Below are 20,903 nucleotides of genomic sequence, written 5' to 3'. Positions count from 1 at the left end.
GCTTCTTACTTCTGCCTGGTCGTGTAGATCTGGTCGAAGGAGCCGCCGTCAGCGAAATGCTCCTTGTCGGCCTTGGCCCAGCCACCGAAGGCCTGGTCGATGGTCACCAGCGTGAGCTTGGGGAACTGCTTGTCGTACTTGGCCTTCGCCTTGTCCGACGTCGGGCGGTAGAAGTTGCGGCCGGCGATGTCCTGGCCTTCGTCGGAGTAAAGGTACTTCAGGTATTCCTCGGCCACGGCACGCGTGCCCTTCTTGTCGACGACCTTGTCGACCACCGACACGCTGGGCTCGGCCAGGATGGAGATGGAAGGCACGACGATCTCGAACTTCTCGGGGCCGAATTCCTTCAGCGCCAGGAAGGCTTCGTTCTCCCAGGCCAGCAGCACGTCGCCCACGCCGCGCTGCACGAAGGTGATGGTCGAGCCGCGCGCGCCGGTGTCGAGCACGGGCACGTTCTTGAACAGGCTGCCGATGTATTCCTTGGCCTTGGCGTCGCTGCCGTACTTGCGCTTGGCGAACTCCCACGCGGCCAGGTAGTTCCAGCGGGCGCCGCCCGAGGTCTTGGGGTTGGGGGTGATCACCTGCACGCCGGGCTTGACCAGGTCGTCCCAGTCCTTCAGGCCCTTGGGGTTGCCCTTCTTCACCAGGAACACGATGGTCGAGGTGTAGGGGGCCGAGTTGTGCGGCAGGCGCTTCTGCCAGTCCGCGTTGACGAGGCCGCCATGCTTGACGATGGCGTCGATGTCGCCGCCCAGCGCCAGCGTGGCCACGTCGGCGTCGATGCCGTCGATGATCGAGCGGGCCTGCTTGCCCGAGCCACCGTGCGACTGCTTGACCGACACGTCCTGGCCGGTCTTGGCCTTCCAGTACTTGGCGAAGGCCTGGTTGTAGTCCACGTAGAGCTCGCGCGTCGGGTCGTAAGACACGTTCAGCAGCGTCACCGGGCCCTTGGCCGCGGTGGGGGCCTGCTGCGTGAACGCCGGCAACGCCGACAGGGCCATGGCACCGGCCGCACCGGCACCCAGGGAAAGCTTGATAAAGTCGCGGCGAAGGCTCATGGTGTCTTGCTCTAAAAAGGCATATCAATGAAGCTGCGTATTCTCAATACGACATATAGAAACTGGAACAACCAAGTTCTCAGTTCTAAATAGCTAAATCAACTAAGCAACCGCTTTCCCCACTTTTCCCGTTCAAAGGCAATCGAAATGGCACGCATGGTTCAGTGCATCAAGCTCGGCAAAGAGGCCGAAGGGCTCGACTTCCCGCCCTACCCAGGCGATCTGGGCAAGCGCCTGTGGGAAAACGTCAGCAAGGAAGCCTGGGCCGCCTGGCTCAAGCAGCAGACCATGCTGGTCAATGAAAACCGGCTGAACCTGGCCGATCTGCGCGCCCGCCAGTACCTGGCGCGGCAGATGGAAAAGCACTTCTTCGGCGAAGGCGCCGACGTGGCGCAAGGCTACGTACCCCCTCCCGCCGCCTGAGCACCCGCCGCACCGTGACCGCTGAGCCAGTGGCCTGGCGTTCCGACGGCGTTCCGCGAAGCGAACGCTTCGACGACATCTATCACACCGAAACCGGAGCACTGGCGCAATCGCGCCATGTGTTCCTGGGCGGCTGCGGCCTGCCCGAAGCGTGGTCCGGACAGCCGAAATGGCTGATTCTCGAAACTGGTTTCGGCCTGAGCCTCAATTTCCTGACAACCTGGCAGGCGTGGCGCTCGGATTCGACGCGGCCGCGCATGCTGCACTTCGTCTCGGTCGAGGCGCACCCGGTCTCGGCTAACGATCTGCTGCGCGCGGCCGGTGCGTATCCCGAACTGGCGTCCCTCGCCGGCGAACTGGCTGCGCAGTGGCATGGGCTGCTGCCGGGCTTCCACCGGCTGGCGTTCGACGAGGGCCGCGTGCTGCTCACCCTCTGCATCGGCGACGTGCAGCCGATGCTGCGCGCCCAGCGCTTCGAGGCCGACAGCATCTTTCTCGACGGCTTCAGCCCGCAGCAGAACCCTGCGATGTGGTCGGACGACACGCTCAAGGCCGTGTCACGCTTTGCGCGGCAGGGCACGCGCCTCGCCACCTGGACCATTGCGCGGGCGGTACGCGATGCGCTCGTGCAGTTCGGGTTCGCGGTCGAGAAGCGCCAGGGCCTGCCGCCCAAGCGCGATTGCCTGTGCGGCGTATTCGCGCCCGCATGGACAGTGCGCCGGCGCGGCCCCATGCCCGAGCGAATCGGCACGCCGGGCCATTGCGCCGTCATTGGTGCCGGACTTGCTGGCGCGGCCGTGGCGGCCAGCCTCGCGCGGCGCGGATGGCAAGCCACGGTGCTGGATGCCGCCGAGCGGCCCGCATCAGGGGCTTCGGGGCTGCCCGTGGGCATGCTGGCGCCGCACGTGTCGCCCGACGACGCCCTGCTGTCGCGGCTCACGCGCGCCGGCATCCGCGCTACGTGGACCGAAATGACGCGGCTGCTCGAAGAAGGCCGCGACTGGCGCGCCAGCGGCGTGCTGGAGCGCCGGCCCGATGGCGATGTGCGCGTCCCGGCCGGTTGGAGCGACGACGGGCCCAACGAATCGTGGCCCGCGAATGCGGGGCGGTTGGCGGCGGTTGGCCTGCCGGTCGATGTGCCCGCCCTCTGGCACGCACGCGCCGCGTGGGTGCGGCCGCACCGGCTGATCGCCGCCTGGCTGCGCCAGCCGGGCGTCGAGTTTCGTAGCGGATGCCAGGTGACGAGGCTGGAGCGCCATGCGAACGGCTGGCAGTTGTTCGACCCGGCCGGTGAGTTGCTGACAGACGCCGACCGCGTGGTCATCTGCGCAGGCTTCGAATCGGGCCGCTTCGCCCCCAAACTGCCCCTGCAGCCGGTGCGCGGCCAGGTCGCCTGGGGCCATATGGCCGACGGCATCGAATTGCCCGCCACGCCCCTCAATGGCGACGGACATCTGGTCGCACACGTGCCCGATGCCGAAGGCACCCCGATCTGGCTGGCCGGCGCGACCTTCGACCGCGACAGCACGGACCTCGCCCCGACCGCGATCGACAGCGACGCCAACCGCGGGCGCCTTGCGCGGCTGCACCCGGCGTCGGCCGCTGCGCTCGCCCATTCATTCGCGCACGGCAAGGTCCACACCTGGGTCGGCATCCGCTGCGCTTCGGGCGACCGGCGGCCGCTGGTCGGCCCGATCGACGCGGATACGCCGGGCCTCTGGGCCTGCACCGCATTGGGTTCGCGCGGCCTGAGCTTCGCTGCGCTGTGCGCCGAACTGCTGGCTGCGCAGTGGCATGTCGAGCCGCTGCCCTTGCCGGCCACGCTGGCCAAGGCGCTGGGAACGCAGCGGATTTACTAGCCCGCGCTCTGCGCCGGAGCCGCCAGCATGTGGTCGATCCGGCTGTCCCCGTAGGTGCGCAGCACTTCGGGCGCCGATTCTGCGGCATACGCCTGCAGCAAAACCACCACCCGTCATGCGAACGCGTGAGAATGCGGCGCATGGCCATCCAGTACGACATCAAGCACACCACCGTCTACCGCTACAAGAAGCCGGTCACCTTCGGCCAGCACCGTGTGATGTTCCGCCCGCGCGACAGCCATGACCTGCGCGTGCTGGCCACCGACCTGCAGGTGAGCCCGCAGGCCTTCACCCGGCTCATTCAAGACCCGCACTCCAACTCCGTGGCGCTGGTGCAGCCGATGGGCGAAGCGACCGAGCTGCGCATCGTCTGCTCGTTCACCATCGAGCAGGTGCCGGCGCAGCAGGACCAGCTGGCGCTCGACCCGGCCGCCGAATTCCTGCCCTTTGCCTACTCGGTGCAGGAGCGCCTCGACCTCGAGCACTACCTGCGCCCGCACCACGACGACGACGCCCAGGGCACGCTGATCCGCTGGGCCCACCAGTTCCTGCACACCGACAAGCCCAACAGCACGCGCGAGGTGCTCGCACGCATGAACGCGCACATCGGCCAGAGCCTCGAATACAAGGCGCGCGACGAGGAAGGCACGCAAACGCCGCTCGTCACGCTGGCGCTCGGCAGCGGCAGTTGCCGCGACTACGCACTGCTGATGATGGAAGCCGCGCGGCGCCTGGGCATCGCGACGCGTTTCGTCTCGGGCTACATCTATGACGCCGCGCTCGACAACACCGCGCAGGCCCAGGGCGAATCGATGACCGGCGCCGGCACCACGCACGCCTGGCTGCAGGCCTACCTGCCGGGCATCGGGTGGCTGGCCTTCGACCCGACCAACAACCTGATGGGCAGCGGCCAACTGATCCGCGTGGGCGTCACGCGCGACCCGGCGCAGGCGGCGCCGATCTCGGGCAGTTGGTATGGCGATGCCGAGGCCTATGAGGGCCTCGAAGCGACGGTGGTCGTCACGCGCCGCAAGAACTGAGCGGGCATCGCTGGGGCCGCCGGCGCTTGGGCCTCAGCCCCCCGCCGCACCGCCCAGCTGAAACCGGAACACCGCGCCCTTGTCGGGCTGCTGCACCAGCCGGATGTCGCTGCCATGCAGCTGCAGGATGCGCTTGACGATCACGAGGCCCAGCCCACCGCTGCTGGCGCTGTCGGTGCGCGAACCGCTCATGAAAACCGGGCGCATGAACAGGGCCTTCTGCAGTTCGCCCGGAATGCCCGGGCCTGTATCGCTCACCTGCACCGCCACGCCCGCGTTCTCCGCCCGCAGCTGAACCACGATCTCGCCGCCCTCGGGCGTGTGGCGGATGGCGTTGTCGAGCAGGTTGGTCAGCACGCGCTCGATCATGCCGAGGTCGGCCGACACCACCGGCAGGCCGGGTGCGATGTCGGGCTCGAGGCGTTGATGACGCGCTTCGGCCGCCAGCTCGAACTTCTGGAACACGTCCTGCACGAGGTCGGCCAGCGCGAAGTTCTCTTTCTCGGGCTTGACCACGCCGTACTCGAGCCGCGCCAGCTCGAACACCTCCTGCGCGAGCCGGCCGACCTTGCGGCTCTGGCCGAGCGCGATCTCCAGGTAGCGTCGGCGCTCTTCTTCACTGAGCGTGCCGGCCTTGAGCAGCAGCGTTTCGAGGTAGCCATGCAGCGACGTGAGCGGCGTGCGCAGGTCGTGCGAGATGTTGGCGAACAGCTCGCGGCGCTGCTGGTCCTGCAGCGTGAGCTCGCGCCATTGCTCGGCGATGCGGCGCGTCATCTGCGTGAAGGCCTGGCCCAGCTGGGCGATTTCGTCAGTGCCGTTGGAGAGGCGCTCCAGCGTGGGCGCTTCGCTTTCGAGTGAAGCGATGCCTTCGGTCTCGAAGCGCTTCACCGCTGCCGTCAGCTCGCGCAACGGCCGCGTGATGAGGCGAAAGGCCGCGAGGCCCGCGAGCAGCCCGAGCAGCGCCACCAGCCCCATCGACCAAAGCGTGGTGCGCAGCACGTTGTCGGCGCCCACGTTGGCGACCAGCGCGTCGTGGTCCTCGCCCTGCAGCACCACGTAGACGTAACCCGCATCGCGCCCGCCCATGCGCAGCGGCGCGGCGCTGAATACCTTGGAGGTTGTGAGGCTGCGCGGGTCGTCGCCTGCAATGGGCAGCGGCGCGCCTGACAGCAGCTTGCGGATCGGGCCCAGTTCGACCCTGTCGCGCTTCAGATGTCCGGGCGGCGCGGCCTGCGCCTCGATGCGGCCGTCGAGCCCCAGCAGGTAGACCTCCACGCTCGGGTTGACGGCCATCAGCTTGTCGAACAGGTCCTTTACCGCTTCCTGGTCGAGGCCGCCCGGCTTCATCAGCTCGGAGTTTTCGGCGATGTGCGCCGCCAGCCCGGTCGACAGGCGCTGGACGACCTCCTGCTCGTGCATGCCGTTGGAGCGCACCTGCAGCCACACCGAGGCGCCGCAGCACACCAGCAGCAGCACCGCGAACACGGCCGACAGCCGCCGCGACAGGGTGGCCCAGGCGATCACGCCACGTCCTCCCCGCTCCCGGTGGCCGACAGCTTGTAGCCGCGCCCCCACACCGTGAGGATGCGCCGTGGCTCTGCCGGGTCGGCCTCCACCTTGGTGCGCAGCCGGTTGATGTGCGTGTTCACCGTGTGCTCGTAGCCATCGTGCTGATAGCCCCAGACCTGGTTGAGCAGGTCGAGCCGCGAGAACACCTTGCCGGGGTTGCGCGCGAAGAAGTACAGCAGGTCGAACTCGCGCGGCGTGAGCTCGATGAGCTTGCCGTCCACGCGCACCTCTCGTGCCAGCGGCTCGATGCCGAGGTTGCCGAGCGTGAGGCTGCCCGACTCCATGCGTGCGTTGCGCGCCAGCGCATCGGTTCGCCGCAGCAGCGCCTTCACGCGGGCCACCAGCTCCAGCACCGAGAAAGGCTTGGCCAAGTAGTCGTCGGCGCCCAGTTCCAGCCCGAGGATGCGGTGCACTTCGCTCGACCGCGCGCTGATGATGATGATCGGTGTGTAGCGTGTCATGGCGCGGGCGCGGCGGCAGATTTCAAGGCCGTCGATACCGGGCAGCATCAGGTCGAGCACCAGCGCGTCCCAGCTGCCGCGCTCCAGCTCGCGCAGGCCGGCATGGCCGTCGGCGGCGTGCTCGACCGCATAGCCTTCGTCGCGCAGGTGCATGCGCAGGAGTTCGGCAATGTGGGCGTCGTCCTCGACGATCAGCACGCGTTTGGGGGTGTCCATGGCCTCGATTGTCCCGCCATCCGGGTTCTGGAGTTATCACGATTAATTGAACTTTGCGTGATGAATCGGCCACGGGGTGCGCCCAACAATCCACCCCATGAACAGCTCAGCCATCGCCCCTCCTGCCGACCCGGCCGCGGCGTCCGATCGCCGCCCCATCCATCCGCTGTGGATGCGCATCACGCACTGGCTCAACGCGCTGGCCGTGGTGATCCTGGCGACGAGCGGCTGGCGCATCTACGACGCGTCGCCGTTCTTCCCGTTCACCATTCCGACCGTCATCACGCTCGGCGGCTGGCTCGGCGGTGCGCTGCAGTGGCACTTCGCGGCGATGTGGCTGCTGGTGTTCAACGGCCTCGTGTACCTCGCCATCAACATCGCCAGCGGACGGCTGGCGCGCAAGTTCTTTCCCGTGACGCCCCGCGGCGTCTGGCACGACGCGCTGGCTGCACTGAAAGGCCAACTCTCGCATGCCGACCCGCGCCACTACAACAGCGTGCAGAAGCTGGCTTACCTGTTCGTGATGCTCGACCTGATCGTGATCGTGCTGTCGGGCCTGGTGCTGTGGAAGTCGGTGCAGTTCCCCGTGCTGCGGGAACTGATGGGTGGCTACGAGTTTGCGCGCCGCATCCATTTCTTCGCGATGACGGCCATCGTCGCCTTCGTCGCCGTGCACCTCGTGATGGTCGCCCTGGTGCCCCGAACCCTGCTCACCATGATCCGCGGCCGCGCGCCCAAAGCCCGATGAAAATCTTCAAAGCCCCCAGCCTGAATGGCATCGACGGCGACGCCGTGCTGCGCGAAGCCCGCACGCTGATCGCGAAGCAACTCGACCAGCCCTCGCGCCGCGCCTTCCTGCAGCGCTCGCTGACGCTCGGCGGCCTCTCGCTGCTCACCGGTTGCAGCATCAGCGACAACGCGCAGGTGGAAGCCGCGCTCACCAGGATCTCGCGCTTCAACGACAAGGTGCAGGGCCTGATCTTCAGCCCGACGCAGCTCGCACCGACCTACTCGGAGGCAGAGATCACGCGCCCCTTCCCCTTCAACGCCTACTACGGCGAGGACGAGGTGCGCGAGGTGGACGAGGCCAGCTACAAGCTCGAAGTGACCGGCATGGTCGCCGACAGGCACGCCTGGACGCTCGCGGAGCTGCGCGCCATGCCGCAGCACGACCAGATCACCCGCCACATCTGCGTGGAAGGCTGGAGCGCCATCGGCAAATGGGGCGGCGTGCGCTTTGCCGACTTCCTGCGCCACATCGGCGCCGACACCACCGCCAAGTACGTCGGCTTCAAGTGCGCCGACGACTACTACACCAGCATCGACATGCCTACCGCGCTGCATCCGCAGACCTTGCTGACGCTGACCTACGACGGACAGCCCCTGCCGCCCAAGTACGGCTTTCCGATGAAGCTGCGCATGCCGACCAAGCTTGGCTACAAGAACCCGAAGCACATCAAGGCGATGTTCGTCACCAACACCTATTCCGGTGGCTACTGGGAAGACCAGGGCTACAACTGGTTCGGAGGGAGCTGAGGGGCTGCAGAAGCCGCTCGACTGCCGAAGAAAGCGCGAGGCCGTGTTCACTGAACCGAGCCGATCCTGAAAACGAAACTTCATCAACCACTAGGAAAACTCCAAATGAACAAGCTCACTGCAACCCTGCTCGCAACCTGCATGGCCTTCGCCGGCGCCTCGGCATTCGCCGCGGACGAAATGGTGAAAGACGGCATGGCCAAGGACGGCATGAAGAAAGACGCGATGACGAAGGACTCCATGTCGAAGGACGGTATGAAGAAGGACTCGATGGCCAAGGATTCGATGTCGAAGGACTCGATGAAGAAGGACGCCATGAAAAAGGACAGCATGGACAAGGACGAAATGAAGAAGTAAGCGCCTTCGCACCCGCCATTGACGCCCGGCAGATTCGGCGTCAATGTCGCGTCGGCCGGTTTCCCAGCCACTGAAATCTCTCTCAAGGAACCCTCATGAAATCCCTTGCACTCACCGCCGGCACGCTGGCGGCAGCCGCCCTGGTCTGGCACGCGGTGCCCTCGTTCGCCGAAACCGCCCGCCGCGTGCCCGCGCCCACGGCCGACATCGTGGCGCCGCCGGCCGCCAAGACCGAAACCGCCGTGTTCGCCGGTGGCTGCTTCTGGGGCGTGCAGGGCGTGTTCCAGCGCGTCAAGGGCGTGAGCAATGCGGTGTCAGGCTATGCCGGCGGCGATGCGAAGACGGCGCGCTACGACGAGGTCGGCTCGGGGCGCACCGGCCATGCCGAATCGGTGCGCATCACCTACGACCCGCAGCAGGTCAGCTACGGCAAGCTGCTGCAGATCTACTTTTCGGTGGCGCACGACCCAACTGAACTCAACCGGCAGGGTCCCGACACCGGCACGCAATACCGCTCCACCGTGTTCGCCGAGAACGCCGAGCAGGCCCGCATCGCCACGGCCTACATCGCGCAGCTCAACCAGGCCAAGACCTTCGGCAAGCCGCTGGCCACCACCGTCGAGATGGCCAAGCCCTTCTACGCGGCTGAGGACTATCACCAGGACTACCTGACGCTGCACCCGAGCCAGCCCTACATCGCGATCAACGACATGCCGAAGATCGACGAGCTGAAGAAGCTGTTCCCGGAGAGCTACAAGGCTACGCCTTCGCTGGTGAAGGCGGCCAAGGCCGGCTAAGGCCGACTAGGGCGTTGTGGCCAGTGCCCCGCGGCGCGCGGCCTGGTTGGATCGGGTGCGAAGCACCAGCGCCTGCTGTGCAGCGGACGCGTTGGCGGCATCGCCCTTCCATGCATCGAGCGCGGGCTGCTGCACCGCACGGGAGAAAGAGAAGGCCAGCGCCCACGGCACGCGCGGCCTGAACCGGGCGTTCATTTCATTGAGGCGGGCGGAAGCCAACTGCGCCGGCTGGCCGCCCGAGAGAAACGCCACGCCGGGCACCGCGGCGGGCACTGTGCGCAGCAGGCAGGCGACCGTGGCCTCGGCCACCGCTTCGACGGAATCCTGCGTGGGCGCCTTCAGCCCCGGCAGCACCATGTTCGGCTTCAGCAGCATGCCTTCGAGCAGTACGCCCTGCGCGCGCAACGCGGCGAAGGTCCGGTGCAGCACCTCTTCGGTCACCTCGGCACATTGCGCCAAAGAATGGCCACCGTCCATCAGCACCTCCGGTTCGACGATGGGCACCAGCCCGGCCTCCTGGCACAGCGCTGCATAGCGCGCCAAGGCATGCGCGTTGACGTCGATGCATGCGCGCGTCGGCAAGCCCTCGCCGATGGCGATCACGCCGCGCCACTTGGCAAAGCGCGCGCCCATGCCAGCGTATTCGGCGAGGCGCTCGCGCAGGCCGTCGAGCCCTTCGGTCACGGTTTCGCCGGGATGGCCGGCCAGCGGCTTCGCGCCGGTGTCGACCTTGATGCCGGGGACGATGCCAACGTCGGACAGCGCCTTCGCAAACGGCTTGCCCGAATTTGTCTGCTGGCGGATCGTCTCGTCGAACAGGATCGCGCCGCTGATGCTGTCGGCCAGGCCCGGCGCGGTGACGATCAACTCGCGCCATTCGCGCCGCTCCGCTTCGGTCTGCGGGATGCCGAGCGTGGCAAAGCGCTTGTTGCAGGTGGCATTGCTCTCGTCCATTGCGAGCAGGCCCTTGTCTCCGGCGACGAGCGCGCGGGCGGTATCGATCAGCGTCTGTGCGGTCATGGGGCACCTCTTTGCGGAAGATCGTACGCCCTCCCCCAGGCTCCGCCTAGATGACGTTCTTCTCCAGCAGCGGCCGGTTTTCCAGGATGCGCGCGAAAGACACCGGCGAGAGATCGAGGCTGCGGTACTCGCCGAAGCGGATCAGTTCTGCCACGCCTCGCCCCGCGGCCGGGCACTGCTGCAGCCCATGGCCCGAGAAGCCATTGGCGAAGTACAGGTTGTCGCAGTCCGGGTGCAGGCCGAGGATGGCGTTGTGGTCGAACACGTTCATCTCGTAGTAACCGGCCCATGCTCCGGTCATGCGAATAGCCTCGAAGGCCGGCACGCGCTCGGCCAATGACGGCCAGATGAAACTGTCGAAGGCTTCGTACTCGACGTCGAGCGGCATGTCGTCGTGGTCCTGGTCTTCGCGCGGCGCGAAGCCGCAGATGAACTGGCGGCCTTCCGGGCGAAGCCAGATGCCGGAGGTGTCGATCACCAGCGGGCAACCCGGCAATGCCTCGGGGCACGAGAAGCTGAACACGCTGCGGCGGCGGCCGCGCACCGGAAGATCGATGCCGGCCCACCCGGCAACCTGGGCGGCCCATGCGCCCGCGGCGTTGACGACAACGTCGGCTTCCAGGGTCACGCCACTGTCCAGCTGCACGCCCGTCACGGCGCGGCCGTTGCGGCGCAAACCCGTTGCATGGGCCTGCACATAGCGCACGCCTTGAGAGGCGGCCTTCTTGCGAAAGGCCTGCAGCAGGCTGTAGCCGTCGTACCAGCCCTCGCCCGAGAGGCCCAGCGACGCGAGCGCAACGCCCTCGGTGCAAATCCACGGAAAGCGCTCCTTCAGTTCGCCGGGCGTCATCAGCGCCACGTCCACCGCGTGCGCTTTCTGCATCGCATGGTTCTCGCGCAGCACGTCGACCCCGGCCGGCGAGGCCAGGTACAGATAGCCGGGCTCGACCAGGCCGATGTCGGGCACGTCATCACCCACGCGCAGGGTCTCGCCGAGCGAGCGGAAAAAGTCGATGCCGTAGAGCGACATCTCGATGTTGATGGCGGTGGAAAACTGCTGACGGATCGAGCTGGCCGACAACGCCGAAGAGGCCTGCCTGTACGAGAAATCGCGCTCGACCACCGTGACCTCGAAGGGCTCGTCCTCGGGGCTTCGGGTCAGGAAATAAGCGATGGCTGAGCCGATCGCCCCGCCTCCGATGATCACCACACGACGCATACGGGGCCTCATACCGGCCTAGACCGGATTCGGATTGCGCTCAAGAAAGCCCTGCTGATGCCAGTACGGATAAGCCCGCGTCGTCGCGCTGGCCGCGTCGAGTTCCGCGACCTGCGCGGGTGTGAGGTTCCAGCCTACGGCGCCGAGGTTCTGGCGCAGCTGCGCCTCGTCGCGCGCGCCCACCACCACGCTCGACACCGTCGGGCGCTGCAGCAGCCAGTTCAGCGCGACCTGCGGCACCGTCTTGTCGACTTCGGCGCCGACCTTTTCCAGCGCCTCGACGACGCGGTACAGCAGTTCGTCGGGCACCGGCGGGCCCATGTCGGCCGTCGCGTGCAGGCGGCTGTTGGCGGGCAACGGCTGGCCGCGGCGGATCTTGCCCGTGAGGCGGCCCCATCCGAGCGGGCTCCACACCACGGCGCCCACGCCCTGGTCTTGCGCAAGCGGCATCAGCTCCCATTCGTAGTCGCGGCCGACCAGCGAGTAGTAGGCTTGGTTCGCGACGTAGCGCGCGAAGCCGTAGCGCTCTGAAATGGCCAGCGATTTCATCAAGTGCCAGCCCGAGAAGTTCGACACGCCGATGTAGCGCAGCTTGCCCGCACGCACGAGGTCGTCGAGCGTCGAAAGCGTTTCTTCCACCGGCGTGCTCGCGTCGAAGCCGTGCAGCTGGAACAGGTCGATGTAGTCCGTGCCGAGGCGCTGGAGCGCGCCATCGACGGCCTGCACGAGATGGTGGCGCGACGAGCCCACGTCGTTCGGTCCCTCGCCGCTGCGGAAGGTGGCCTTGGTCGAAATCAGCAACCGGTCGCGCGGCCGGCCCTTGATCGCCTCGCCGAGCACCGATTCAGCGGTGCCGCCCGAATAGACGTCGGCGCTGTCGAACATGTTGACGCCGGCGTCGATGCAGATGTCGATGAGCCTGCGCGCCTCGGCCACGTCGGTGCTGCCCCAGGCCTTGAACAGCTCCCCCTTGCCACCGAAAGTGCCGGTACCGAAACTCAACACGGGGACCTTGAGGCCCGATTTGCCCAAATGACGATATTCCAAAGTACTGCTCCTTAGTGCTTGCGGATTCGGGAAGAAAACCGACAAGCAACCGGCTTGTCGTCGCGCCATTCTTGGACGAAGCAGTGAACCCTGCAGGCGGGTGGGCTTTGTGGAAATCGGCTGGGAGCAGTTGACAACCGTCACTGAATTCCCTGCTGTAGCATGCGCCGCGAAGCCGTGATCTGGGCCGTGAATTGATGGGAAGACACGCCTTCTTGGGAATCGACAACTAAATAACTATTTTCAGGAGGAACCGCATGCTTGTCGAAATTGATGCGAACGGAATGATCAATCACGCGCGAGTCAGAAGTGCTCGCAGCCCCGAAATCGAAAGAGGCAGGCGGACCGGTGCGATCACTGGCATCGTCGTGCATCAAACCGATGCCGATACTTCGGCATCTTCATTGAACAGCTACAAGCGGCCGAAGGAGAATGGCGCGCACTTTCTCATCGACAAGGATGGGACCGTCTACCAGACGGCGCGATCTATCAGCGCACGAATCATGTGGGGCCGTTGCAGGCGCGATGCCTGGTGGCGGGGAAGTGCCACCCACGCGATTTCACGAAGGTGGGAGTGGACGGGATGCATCGCATCGAGATGCGCAAGGCACCTGGCGATCGCTATCCGAGCAACATGGAGGCCATAGGAATCGAGATGGTCGGCAGGGCCAGGTTACCGGCGAGCGTGAAGCTACTTCCCAACGAGGAGAAATGGCCACTCGAAAAAATACGAGGCAAGTACGGCATTTTCGACACACCGACTGCGGCTCAAAATCAATCCCTCTTGTGGCTTGTCCGCGTGCTCGAGGATTCGATGCAAATTGCTTCGGATGAAGTGTTTCGTCATCCCGTGGTCAGCAGGAAGAATCCAACGGAAGCACAGGGCGCGAACTGGAAGCTGCCCATACCAGCACCATGAACAAGACCAACATTCTCATGACCGCAGCGGCACTGGTCGTTGCGGCCGCGATACTTCCGGCAAAGGCCGCCGACAGGCGATACCCCATCGCCTATGTGCAGAAGGTGGAAGTCACGGAACCCTCACGCCGATCTGCCTGGGAGAACAAGGAATTCCTGAACTGCGACGACGTCGTGCTGACAGAAGAGGACGTCCGCTATGCGCTGCGGCATATGCGCAGGGTTTCGTGGAGGGCCTACGACCCCGAAAACACGGACACCACTGGGTGCGAAGGGGGCGCGCTCGTTACGTTCAAGAACGGAAGAATCCTCGCCATGGGCATAGAGCCTACGGGGCGGATCAGCACCGCAGAGTACGACGCGAAGATGAAACTCTCAGCGAGTCCCGCGGGCTTCTATGAATGCGATCCTTGCAGGAAGCGCAAGATGGCTCTCCTGAAGGACGCGCTGAATCGTGCGGACGAACGACGGCTCAAGAGGCTGGAGGCGGAAGGGGCGATTCCTGCTGGCGAAGCGGAGCGCCGGCTGAAAATGCTGCGCGCCGATCGCGACCAACCCTGACGAGTTCGCCGCAATAGCGCTCTCGCCCGCAACCCGCTTCGACCCCGGGTTTTTCCTAGCCCTGGGGCATGTCGAATCGCAGCGGGCTCATCCGACGTCAACATAGAGGGTCGTCCTCTGTTCTTCAGGAGAAAGCAACCATGGCTACCAACACTGTTCGTCTGCACCGCGTCCTGCGCACCTCCCCCGACCGGCTCTATCGTGCCTTCGTGGAGGCCAGCGCGTTCGAGCGCTGGCTGCCGCCCTTCGGATTCACCGGCAAGGTCCACACCATGGAGCCCGTGGTGGGCGGCGCTTGGCGCATGTCCTTCACCAACTTCGGCACCGGCCACAGCCACTCGTTCGGCGGCAAGTACCTGGAACTCGTTCCCGGCCAACGCATTGCGTACGACGCCAGCTTCGACGACCCCCACCTTCCAGGCACGATGAAAACCACCGTGACCCTGACCGCGGTGTCCTGCGGCACGGACATGTCCGTCGTGCAGGAAGGCATCCCCGACGTGATTCCCGCCGAGATGTGCTACCTGGGCTGGCAGGAATCGCTGGTTGCGCTGGCCCAACTGGTCGAGCCGAACATTCCGGGTTGAGAGGCTTGCGCTTCGGAAGCGTTTGAAGGCCGGCGCGGCGAGCCCGCGCCGGCGTCACCCATGCCGCGCCTCGCAGCCGGCAAACCCCTCGAGCCCGGCCAGCTCGTCCAGGATGGGGCACTCCGAACGCTCGTTACCTTCGCAGCAGTAGGCCAGGCGCTCCAGCAGGCGTTTCATGTGCGCGAGTTCCTCGATCCGCTGGGCCAGGTCGTCGGCCCGTTCGAGCGCGACGCGCTTCACATCAAAGCTCGCGCGGCGCCCGTCTTGCCACAGTGCATGCAGCTCGACGATCTCCGGTGTGTCGAAACCCAGCGTGTGCGCCCGTCGTACGAAGCGCAGCGTCGACACGGTTCGCTCGTCGTAGAAGCGGCCGTCCGCGCCGGTGCCGCCGAGCAGCCCGAGCGATTCGCAGTCGTGCAGCAATTGCGCGGACGCACCGGAGCGCGCAACCGTGTCAGCAAGGGACAAGCGCGCCGCAACCATCGGTGCCGTGGAATGTTCCATGTAGTTCTCCTTCGAGCCAAAACGCAAAGTCTCAGCCTTCACACCATGGCAGGGTCAAGCCGCAGCATGACCTTGGCGTGCAAGGGGTCTGCTGAGCCCGCCTGAGCTTGGCTTTTCTACCCCTGGGTAAACCCCAAAAGCTCCCGCTCTTCTGGCCCGGTATTTGCGTCTACGATCAGAAATGACAGAAAATTTTCTTATCTGTCATATATTTGTAAATTCATTTTCATCGTCCGCACCCTTCGAGGTGCACCGCCCGCCCCATGAGCACCAACGTCGACACCCCAGGCACCACCGTGGCCCAGCGCATTGCGCAGGCGCTGCCGCGGCTGACGCGTTCGCACCGGCAGGTGGCCGACTTCGTGCTCGAGCACCCGCTGCAAGTCGCGACGCTGCCCATCGACGAGTTGGCAGCCGCGGCGGGCGTGTCGGTCGCCACGGCCAACCGCTTCGCGCGGGCGCTGGACTTCGACGGCTACGCGACCTTCCGCGCCGAACTCGTGCGCGGCTTCGAGTCGCTGGTGGCGCCGGTCGAACGGCTGCGCGGCAACCTGGAGCGCCCGACAACGGTGGCCGAGGTGTTCGCCACGGCGCTCGACGAGAGCCGCCGCAACATCGAGGCCACGCGCCAGTCGCTGGACTACGCAGCTTGCGAGGCCGCGGTGCAGCGCATCCTGAAGGCGCGCTCGATCTACATCGGCGGCTTCGGCGCCAGCGCCTGGCTCGCGGGGCTGCTGCAGCACGGCCTCGACGGTTCGTGCAGCGACGTGCGCATGCTCTCCAGTGTGAGCGGCATCACCCACGCGGCGCGCACGCTGATGCACTCGGGGCCGCAGGACTTGTTCATCGGCCTGACCTTTCCGCGCTATCTCACCGACACGGTGGCGCTGGCGCAGATCGCGCGCGGCCAAAGCTGCGCGGTGCTCGCGCTGACCGACCGTCCCAGCTCGCCGATCGCGCCGCTGGCCGACGTGGTGCTCTATTGCCAGACCGAAACCAGCTACCGCCCCAACTGCGAGACCAGCGTGCTCGCACTGATCGAGGCGCTGACCAGCGCGGTCGCCCTGCGCGCGCCCGGCGCGGCGCAGTCGGCCGGCCGCATCCTGCAGGCGGTGCGCCCGTGGCTGCATGGCGGGCTGGGCCAGGGCCATGCGCGCGGCGAAGTCTCCACCCCCTCCCTCCCTGCCGCCGTCGCTTCCGGCGCCGGCAAGAAAAAGAAGAAAGCTTCCCGATGAAGAACGTCACGCCCGTCATCGCCATCCACGGCGGCGCCGGCACCATCAGCGCCTCGACGACCAACCCTGAGCAGGCGCAGGCGTATCACGACGCGCTGCAGACCATCGTGCGTGCCGCGCAGGCAGCGCTGCTCAAGGGCATGTCCGCACTCGACGCCACCTGCCTCGCGGTCGAGATGCTCGAAGACTGCCCGCTCTTCAATGCCGGCTACGGCGCGGTGTTCACGCACGACGAAACGCACGAGCTCGACGCGGCCGTGATGGACGGCGCCACGCTCGCGGCCGGCGCCATCGCCGGCGTGAGCCACGTGCGCCGACCGGTGCGCGCCGCGCGCGCCGTGCTCGAGGACGGCGCCCACGTGCTGCTGGCCGGCGCGGGTGCCGAGGCCTTCGCGCGCGACCGCGGCCTGGAGATGGTCGAGCCCTTCTTCTTCTCGACCGACGCGCGCCGCCAGCAGCTGTACCGCGTGCGCGACACCGGCCGCGTGGTCACCGACCACGAGGGCGCCGCCATGACCAAACCGCCGCTGGACGAAGACAAGAAGCTCGGCACCGTCGGCGCGGTCGCGCTCGACATGCACGGCCACCTGGCCGCCGCCACTTCCACCGGCGGCATGACCAACAAGCGCGTCGGCCGCATCGGCGATTCGCCTTTGATCGGCGCCGGCACCTATGCCGACGACCGCACGGCCGCCGTGTCATGCACCGGCAGCGGCGAGATGTTCATCCGCGTCGCGGCTGCCTACGACGTATGCGCCCGCATGGCCTACGGCGGCGCCACGCTCGAAGCGGCCACGCACGCCGTGGTGCACCAGTCGCTGCCCGCCATCGGCGGCACCGGCGGGCTGATCGCCGTCGATCGCCACGGCAACCTGAGCCTGGCCTTCAACACCGAAGGCATGTACCGAGCCCACGCGCGCGGCGACGAAGCGCCGAAGACGGCCATCTTCGCCTGACGCCGCAGGCCCCATTTTTCTTCGCACTCCCATGTCCACCCCTGCCCTCGCCCTGCCGGACGGCCGCGTTCTCGCCGTCGACGACCTCACCGTTCGCTTCTCGACCTCCGAGCGCACGGTCGATGCCGTCAAGAAGCTGTCCTTCCACGTCGACCACGGCGAAACGCTCGCGGTGGTGGGCGAATCGGGGTCGGGCAAGTCGGTCACCTCGCTCGCGCTGATGCGGCTCGTGGAGCATGGCGGTGGGCGCATCCTCGATGGACGCATGACCTTCCGCCGACGCAACGGCGAAGTGCTCGATCTGGCGCAGGCGCGCGACACCACGATGCGCAACATCCGCGGCGCGGACATCGCGATGATCTTCCAGGAGCCGATGACATCGCTGAACCCGGTGTTCACGGCCGGCGAGCAGATTGCCGAGGCCATCCGCATCCACCAGGGCAAGAGCGACTCTGCCGCGCGCGCGGAAGCCCTGCGCATGCTGGAGCTGGTGCGCATTCCCGAAGCGCGCAACGTGCTCGACCGCTTTCCGCACCAGCTGTCGGGCGGCATGCGCCAGCGCGTGATGATCGCGATGGCGCTGTCGTGCAAGCCGCAGCTGTTGATTGCCGACGAGCCCACCACCGCGCTGGACGTGACGATCCAGGCGCAGATCCTGCAGCTCATCCGCGAGCTGCAGAAGGAGATGCGCATGGGCGTGCTCTTCATCACGCACGACATGGGCGTGGTGGCCGAGATTGCCGACCGCGTGCTCGTGATGTACCGCGGCGACAAGGTGGAAGCCGGCAACTCCGATACTGTGTTCGCCTCGCCGCAGCACCCCTACACCAAGGCGCTGCTGTCGGCCGTGCCCAAGCTCGGCGCGATGCAGGGCACCGATCTGCCGGCCAAGTTCGAATTGCTGCGCACCGAAGGCAGCACCGACACCGTGCCCTGCACCAACACCACGCCGCAAACCACCGTGCGCGAAGACGCCGGCCCCATCCTGCGCGTGCGCGACCTCGTCACGCGCTTCGACGTGCGCAGCGGCATCTTCGGCCGCGTGAAGCGCCGCGTGCATGCGGTGGAGAAGATCAGCTTCGACCTCTACCCCGGCGAGACGCTCGCGCTGGTCGGCGAATCGGGTTGCGGCAAGTCGACCACAGGCCGCTCGCTGCTGCGACTGGTCGAGAGCCAGAGCGGTGCGATCGAATTCGGCGGCAAGAACATCCGCGAACTGCCCACGCGCGAACTGCAGGCGCTGCGCCGCAATATCCAGTTCATCTTCCAGGACCCGTTCGCTTCGCTCGATCCGCGCGTGACGGTGGGCTTCTCGATCATGGAGCCGCTGCTGATCCACAACATCGCCAAGGGTGCCGAGGCGCAGCAGCGCGTCGACTGGCTGCTGCAGAAGGTCGGCCTGCCGCCCGAGGTGGCGCAGCGTTATCCGCACGAGTTCTCGGGCGGGCAGCGGCAGCGCATCGCCATCGCGCGTGCACTCGCGCTGAACCCCAAGGTGGTGGTGGCCGACGAATCGGTGTCGGCGCTGGACGTGTCCATCCAGGCGCAGATCGTCAACCTCATGCTTGACCTGCAGCGCGAGCTGGGCGTGGCCTTTCTCTTCATCTCGCACGACATGGCCGTGGTCGAGCGCATCAGCCACCGCGTGGCCGTGATGTACCTGGGCCAGATCGTCGAGATCGGCCCGCGCCGCGCCGTCTTCGAGGCGCCGCAGCATGCCTACACGCGCAAGCTGATGGCGGCCGTACCGGTGGCCGACCCGTCGCGCCGCCACAAGCCACGCGCGCTGCTCGAAGGCGAGATCCCCAGCCCCATCCGCGCGGTGGGCGACGAGCCCGACGTGCCGCCGCTGGTGCAGGTCGCGCCGGGGCACTTCGTTGCACGCCACGCCATTGGCGGTGCTTTCTGAGCGGCCAATTCGTTTTTTTCAACCCGCAGGCCCTCCTGCTTTTTTCCTCGAACCGACTGGAGTTCTTTCCATGAAGCAATCTTCTTCCTCTCTGCGATGGGCATCGGCATTGCTGGGCCTGGCCGCGTTGGCCGCATCGGGCACGGCACTGGCCGCGAAAGACGTGGTGCTGTCGATCGGCTACCAGCCGGAAACGCTGGACCCGTACAACACCAACACGACCATCACCACGGCAGTGACCAAGACCTTTTATGAAGGCCTGTTCCAGTTCGACAAGGACCTGAAGGTGCAGAACGTTCTCGCCGAGAGCTACGACGTGTCGAAGGACGGTCTGGTCTACACGATCAAGCTGCGCAGCGGCGTGAAATTCCACGACGGCACCGACTTCAACGCCGAAGCCGTGAAGTTCACGCTCGACCGCGTGCTGAATCAGGACAACAAGCTGTTGCGCTACAACCAGTTCAACCGCGTCGGCAAGGTCGAGGCGGTGAACCCGACCACTGTGCGCATCACACTGAAGGAGCCCTTCGGCCCCTTCATCAACTCGCTGGCCCACGCATCGGCCGCCATGATCTCGCCGACCGCGCTGAAGAAATGGGGCAACAAGGACATCGCCTTCCACCCGGTGGGCACGGGCCCGTTCGAGTTCGTCGAGTGGAAGCAGACCGAAGCCGTCAAGGCCAAGAAGTTCGACGGCTACTGGAAGAAGGGCTACCCGAAGGTCGACAACGTCTCGTGGAAGCCGGTGCTCGAGAACAACACGCGCGCCGCGATGCTGCAGACCGGCGAAGCCGACTTCGCCTACCCGATTCCCTATGAACAGGCCGACCTGCTGAAGAAGAGCGAGAAGCTCGAAGTGGTGGCCACGCCGTCGATCATTACGCGCTTCCTGGCGTTCAACATGCTGCAGAAGCCCTACGACAACCCGAAGGTGCGCGAAGCCATCGGCTACGCCATCAACAAGGAAGCATTGGCCAAGGTCGCGTTTGGCGGCTACGCCTTCCCCGCGCAGGGCGTGGTGCCGCAGGGCGTGAAGTACGCCGAGAAGATGGCGCCCATTCCCTACGACCTGAAGAAGGCCAAGGAGCTGATGAAGGAAGCCGGCTATCCCGACGGCTTCGAGTCGGTGCTGTGGAGTGCCTACAACAACACGACCAGCCAGAAGACCATCCAGTTCGTGCAGCAGCAGCTCGCGCAGATCGGCATCAAGCTGCAGGTGCAGGCGCTCGAAGTGGGCCAGCGCACCGAGCAGGTCGACGCCTGGCCCGATCCGAAGACGGCCAAGGTCCGCATGTACTACACGGGCTGGTCGTCGTCGACGGGTGAAGCCGACTGGGGCCTGCGCCCGCTGTTCGCCTCGGAGGCCTGGGCGCCCAAGCTGAACAACATGTCGTTCTACAAGAGCGATGTGGTGGACAACGCGCTGGCCAAGGCGCTGGTGACTGTCGACGAAAAGGAAAGGACGGCGCTCTACAAGACCGCACAGGAAGAAATCCGCAAGGACCTGCCGCGCGTGCCGATGATCACCGAGCAGAACCTGTCTGCCCACGCAAAGCGCCTCTCCGGTGTATTCGTGATGCCTGACGGCAACATCAACATCGACGCCATCGCTGTTTCGAACTGATTGAGTT

At 66.2% G+C, this 20,903-nt stretch carries 21 protein-coding genes and 1 pseudogene; 14 read left to right on the top strand and 8 right to left on the bottom strand.

The window, feature by feature from the left end:
* Positions 1-5: 5 nt before the first annotated feature.
* Entirely contained in the window at positions 6-1,058 is a 1,053-nt protein-coding gene (locus tag ASC92_RS17630) for a sulfate ABC transporter substrate-binding protein (protein WP_056518236.1), read from the bottom strand.
* Between the two features lie 147 nt (positions 1,059-1,205).
* Between ASC92_RS17630 and ASC92_RS17625 the strand changes: the two genes are divergently transcribed.
* The 3 genes from ASC92_RS17625 to ASC92_RS17615 all read left to right on the top strand — a co-directional run bounded on the left by ASC92_RS17625 (position 1,206) and on the right by ASC92_RS17615 (position 4,380).
* Positions 1,206-1,481: an oxidative damage protection protein gene (locus ASC92_RS17625; RefSeq protein WP_013541095.1), complete on the top strand. Its 276-nt coding sequence runs from the start codon at positions 1,206-1,208 to the stop codon at positions 1,479-1,481.
* A gap of 14 nt (positions 1,482-1,495) precedes the next feature.
* Complete coding sequence (gene mnmC / locus ASC92_RS17620) at positions 1,496-3,340, top strand: FAD-dependent 5-carboxymethylaminomethyl-2-thiouridine(34) oxidoreductase MnmC (protein ID WP_056518235.1); 1,845 nt, start codon at positions 1,496-1,498, stop codon at positions 3,338-3,340.
* A gap of 140 nt (positions 3,341-3,480) precedes the next feature.
* Positions 3,481-4,380, top strand: a complete 900-nt coding sequence (locus tag ASC92_RS17615; RefSeq protein WP_235505868.1) for a transglutaminase family protein — start codon at positions 3,481-3,483, stop codon at positions 4,378-4,380.
* A 33-nt stretch (positions 4,381-4,413) separates the two neighbouring features.
* Here the strand turns inward: ASC92_RS17615 and ASC92_RS17610 are convergent, their stop codons facing one another.
* Entirely contained in the window at positions 4,414-5,904 is a 1,491-nt protein-coding gene (locus ASC92_RS17610; protein WP_056518231.1) for a sensor histidine kinase, read from the bottom strand.
* Positions 5,901-6,626 carry a response regulator transcription factor gene (locus ASC92_RS17605; protein ID WP_056518229.1) on the bottom strand — a complete coding sequence of 242 codons (726 nt, stop codon included), beginning with the start codon at positions 6,624-6,626 and terminating at the stop codon, positions 5,901-5,903. Before ASC92_RS17605 ends, ASC92_RS17610 begins: the two co-directional genes overlap by 4 nt.
* Positions 6,627-6,723: 97 nt before the next feature.
* Here ASC92_RS17605 and ASC92_RS17600 point away from each other — a divergent pair, with 97 nt between their 5' ends.
* From ASC92_RS17600 to msrA, 4 genes are all read left to right on the top strand, one after another.
* A complete protein-coding gene (locus tag ASC92_RS17600) occupies positions 6,724-7,374 on the top strand; it encodes a cytochrome b/b6 domain-containing protein (protein WP_056518227.1) in 651 nt (216 codons plus the stop codon).
* Positions 7,371-8,162, top strand: coding sequence for a molybdopterin-binding protein (locus ASC92_RS17595; protein WP_056518225.1), 792 nt, complete (start codon positions 7,371-7,373; stop codon positions 8,160-8,162). The genes ASC92_RS17600 and ASC92_RS17595 overlap by 4 nt, the downstream gene beginning before the upstream one ends.
* A gap of 105 nt (positions 8,163-8,267) precedes the next feature.
* Positions 8,268-8,519 carry a pentapeptide MXKDX repeat protein gene (locus tag ASC92_RS17590; RefSeq protein ID WP_056518222.1) on the top strand — a complete coding sequence of 84 codons (252 nt, stop codon included), beginning with the start codon at positions 8,268-8,270 and terminating at the stop codon, positions 8,517-8,519.
* Between the two features lie 95 nt (positions 8,520-8,614).
* Complete coding sequence (gene msrA / locus ASC92_RS17585) at positions 8,615-9,316, top strand: peptide-methionine (S)-S-oxide reductase MsrA (protein ID WP_056518220.1); 702 nt, start codon at positions 8,615-8,617, stop codon at positions 9,314-9,316.
* 6 nt (positions 9,317-9,322) lie between these two features.
* Here the strand turns inward: msrA and ASC92_RS17580 are convergent, their stop codons facing one another.
* The 4 genes from ASC92_RS17580 to ASC92_RS28915 all read right to left on the bottom strand — a co-directional run bounded on the left by ASC92_RS17580 (position 9,323) and on the right by ASC92_RS28915 (position 12,976).
* Complete coding sequence (locus ASC92_RS17580; RefSeq protein WP_056518218.1) at positions 9,323-10,336, bottom strand: class I fructose-bisphosphate aldolase; 1,014 nt, start codon at positions 10,334-10,336, stop codon at positions 9,323-9,325.
* A 46-nt stretch (positions 10,337-10,382) separates the two neighbouring features.
* Positions 10,383-11,555: an NAD(P)/FAD-dependent oxidoreductase gene (locus ASC92_RS17575; RefSeq protein ID WP_056518215.1), complete on the bottom strand. Its 1,173-nt coding sequence runs from the start codon at positions 11,553-11,555 to the stop codon at positions 10,383-10,385.
* An 18-nt stretch (positions 11,556-11,573) separates the two neighbouring features.
* Positions 11,574-12,602: an aldo/keto reductase gene (locus ASC92_RS17570; RefSeq protein WP_056518214.1), complete on the bottom strand. Its 1,029-nt coding sequence runs from the start codon at positions 12,600-12,602 to the stop codon at positions 11,574-11,576.
* Positions 12,603-12,742: 140 nt separating this feature from the next.
* Positions 12,743-12,976 (bottom strand): hypothetical protein, encoded by a 234-nt coding sequence (locus ASC92_RS28915; RefSeq protein ID WP_162245724.1) that lies wholly within the window; start codon positions 12,974-12,976, stop codon positions 12,743-12,745.
* Here ASC92_RS28915 and ASC92_RS28115 point away from each other — a divergent pair.
* The 3 genes and pseudogenes from ASC92_RS28115 to ASC92_RS17560 all read left to right on the top strand — a co-directional run bounded on the left by ASC92_RS28115 (position 12,887) and on the right by ASC92_RS17560 (position 14,668).
* Positions 12,887-13,521, top strand: a pseudogene (locus ASC92_RS28115) (N-acetylmuramoyl-L-alanine amidase). The gene ASC92_RS28915 and the pseudogene ASC92_RS28115 sit on opposite strands and share 90 nt — an antisense overlap.
* Positions 13,518-14,081 carry a hypothetical protein gene (locus ASC92_RS17565; protein WP_056518212.1) on the top strand — a complete coding sequence of 188 codons (564 nt, stop codon included), beginning with the start codon at positions 13,518-13,520 and terminating at the stop codon, positions 14,079-14,081. The pseudogene ASC92_RS28115 and the gene ASC92_RS17565 overlap by 4 nt, the downstream one beginning before the upstream one ends.
* Before the next feature lie 140 nt (positions 14,082-14,221).
* Positions 14,222-14,668, top strand: a complete 447-nt coding sequence (locus tag ASC92_RS17560; RefSeq protein ID WP_056518210.1) for an SRPBCC family protein — start codon at positions 14,222-14,224, stop codon at positions 14,666-14,668.
* A gap of 54 nt (positions 14,669-14,722) precedes the next feature.
* Here ASC92_RS17560 and ASC92_RS17555 read toward each other — a convergent pair whose 3' ends face one another.
* Positions 14,723-15,172 (bottom strand): MerR family DNA-binding protein, encoded by a 450-nt coding sequence (locus ASC92_RS17555; protein WP_056518208.1) that lies wholly within the window; start codon positions 15,170-15,172, stop codon positions 14,723-14,725.
* A gap of 263 nt (positions 15,173-15,435) precedes the next feature.
* On the opposite strand from ASC92_RS17555, the gene ASC92_RS17550 reads away from it, so the two are divergent.
* From ASC92_RS17550 to gsiB, 4 genes are all read left to right on the top strand, one after another.
* Complete coding sequence (locus ASC92_RS17550) at positions 15,436-16,407, top strand: MurR/RpiR family transcriptional regulator (protein WP_056518206.1); 972 nt, start codon at positions 15,436-15,438, stop codon at positions 16,405-16,407.
* Positions 16,404-17,363 (top strand): isoaspartyl peptidase/L-asparaginase family protein, encoded by a 960-nt coding sequence (locus ASC92_RS17545; protein ID WP_056518204.1) that lies wholly within the window; start codon positions 16,404-16,406, stop codon positions 17,361-17,363. The genes ASC92_RS17550 and ASC92_RS17545 overlap by 4 nt, the downstream gene beginning before the upstream one ends.
* Positions 17,364-17,394: 31 nt before the next feature.
* The gene (locus ASC92_RS17540) at positions 17,395-19,272 is read left to right on the top strand and encodes a dipeptide ABC transporter ATP-binding protein (RefSeq protein ID WP_056518200.1); all 1,878 of its coding nucleotides are present in this window, start codon (positions 17,395-17,397) and stop codon (positions 19,270-19,272) included.
* 70 nt (positions 19,273-19,342) lie between these two features.
* Entirely contained in the window at positions 19,343-20,896 is a 1,554-nt protein-coding gene (gsiB, locus tag ASC92_RS17535; RefSeq protein WP_056518199.1) for a glutathione ABC transporter substrate-binding protein GsiB, read from the top strand.
* Positions 20,897-20,903: the final 7 nt, after the last annotated feature.

Origin of the sequence: Variovorax sp. Root411, assembly GCF_001425205.1 — a bacterium.
GTDB lineage: Bacteria > Pseudomonadota > Gammaproteobacteria > Burkholderiales > Burkholderiaceae_C > Variovorax.
Note: the sequence above shows the minus strand (reverse complement) of the source record. Positions and strands in the feature narration are given on the sequence as shown.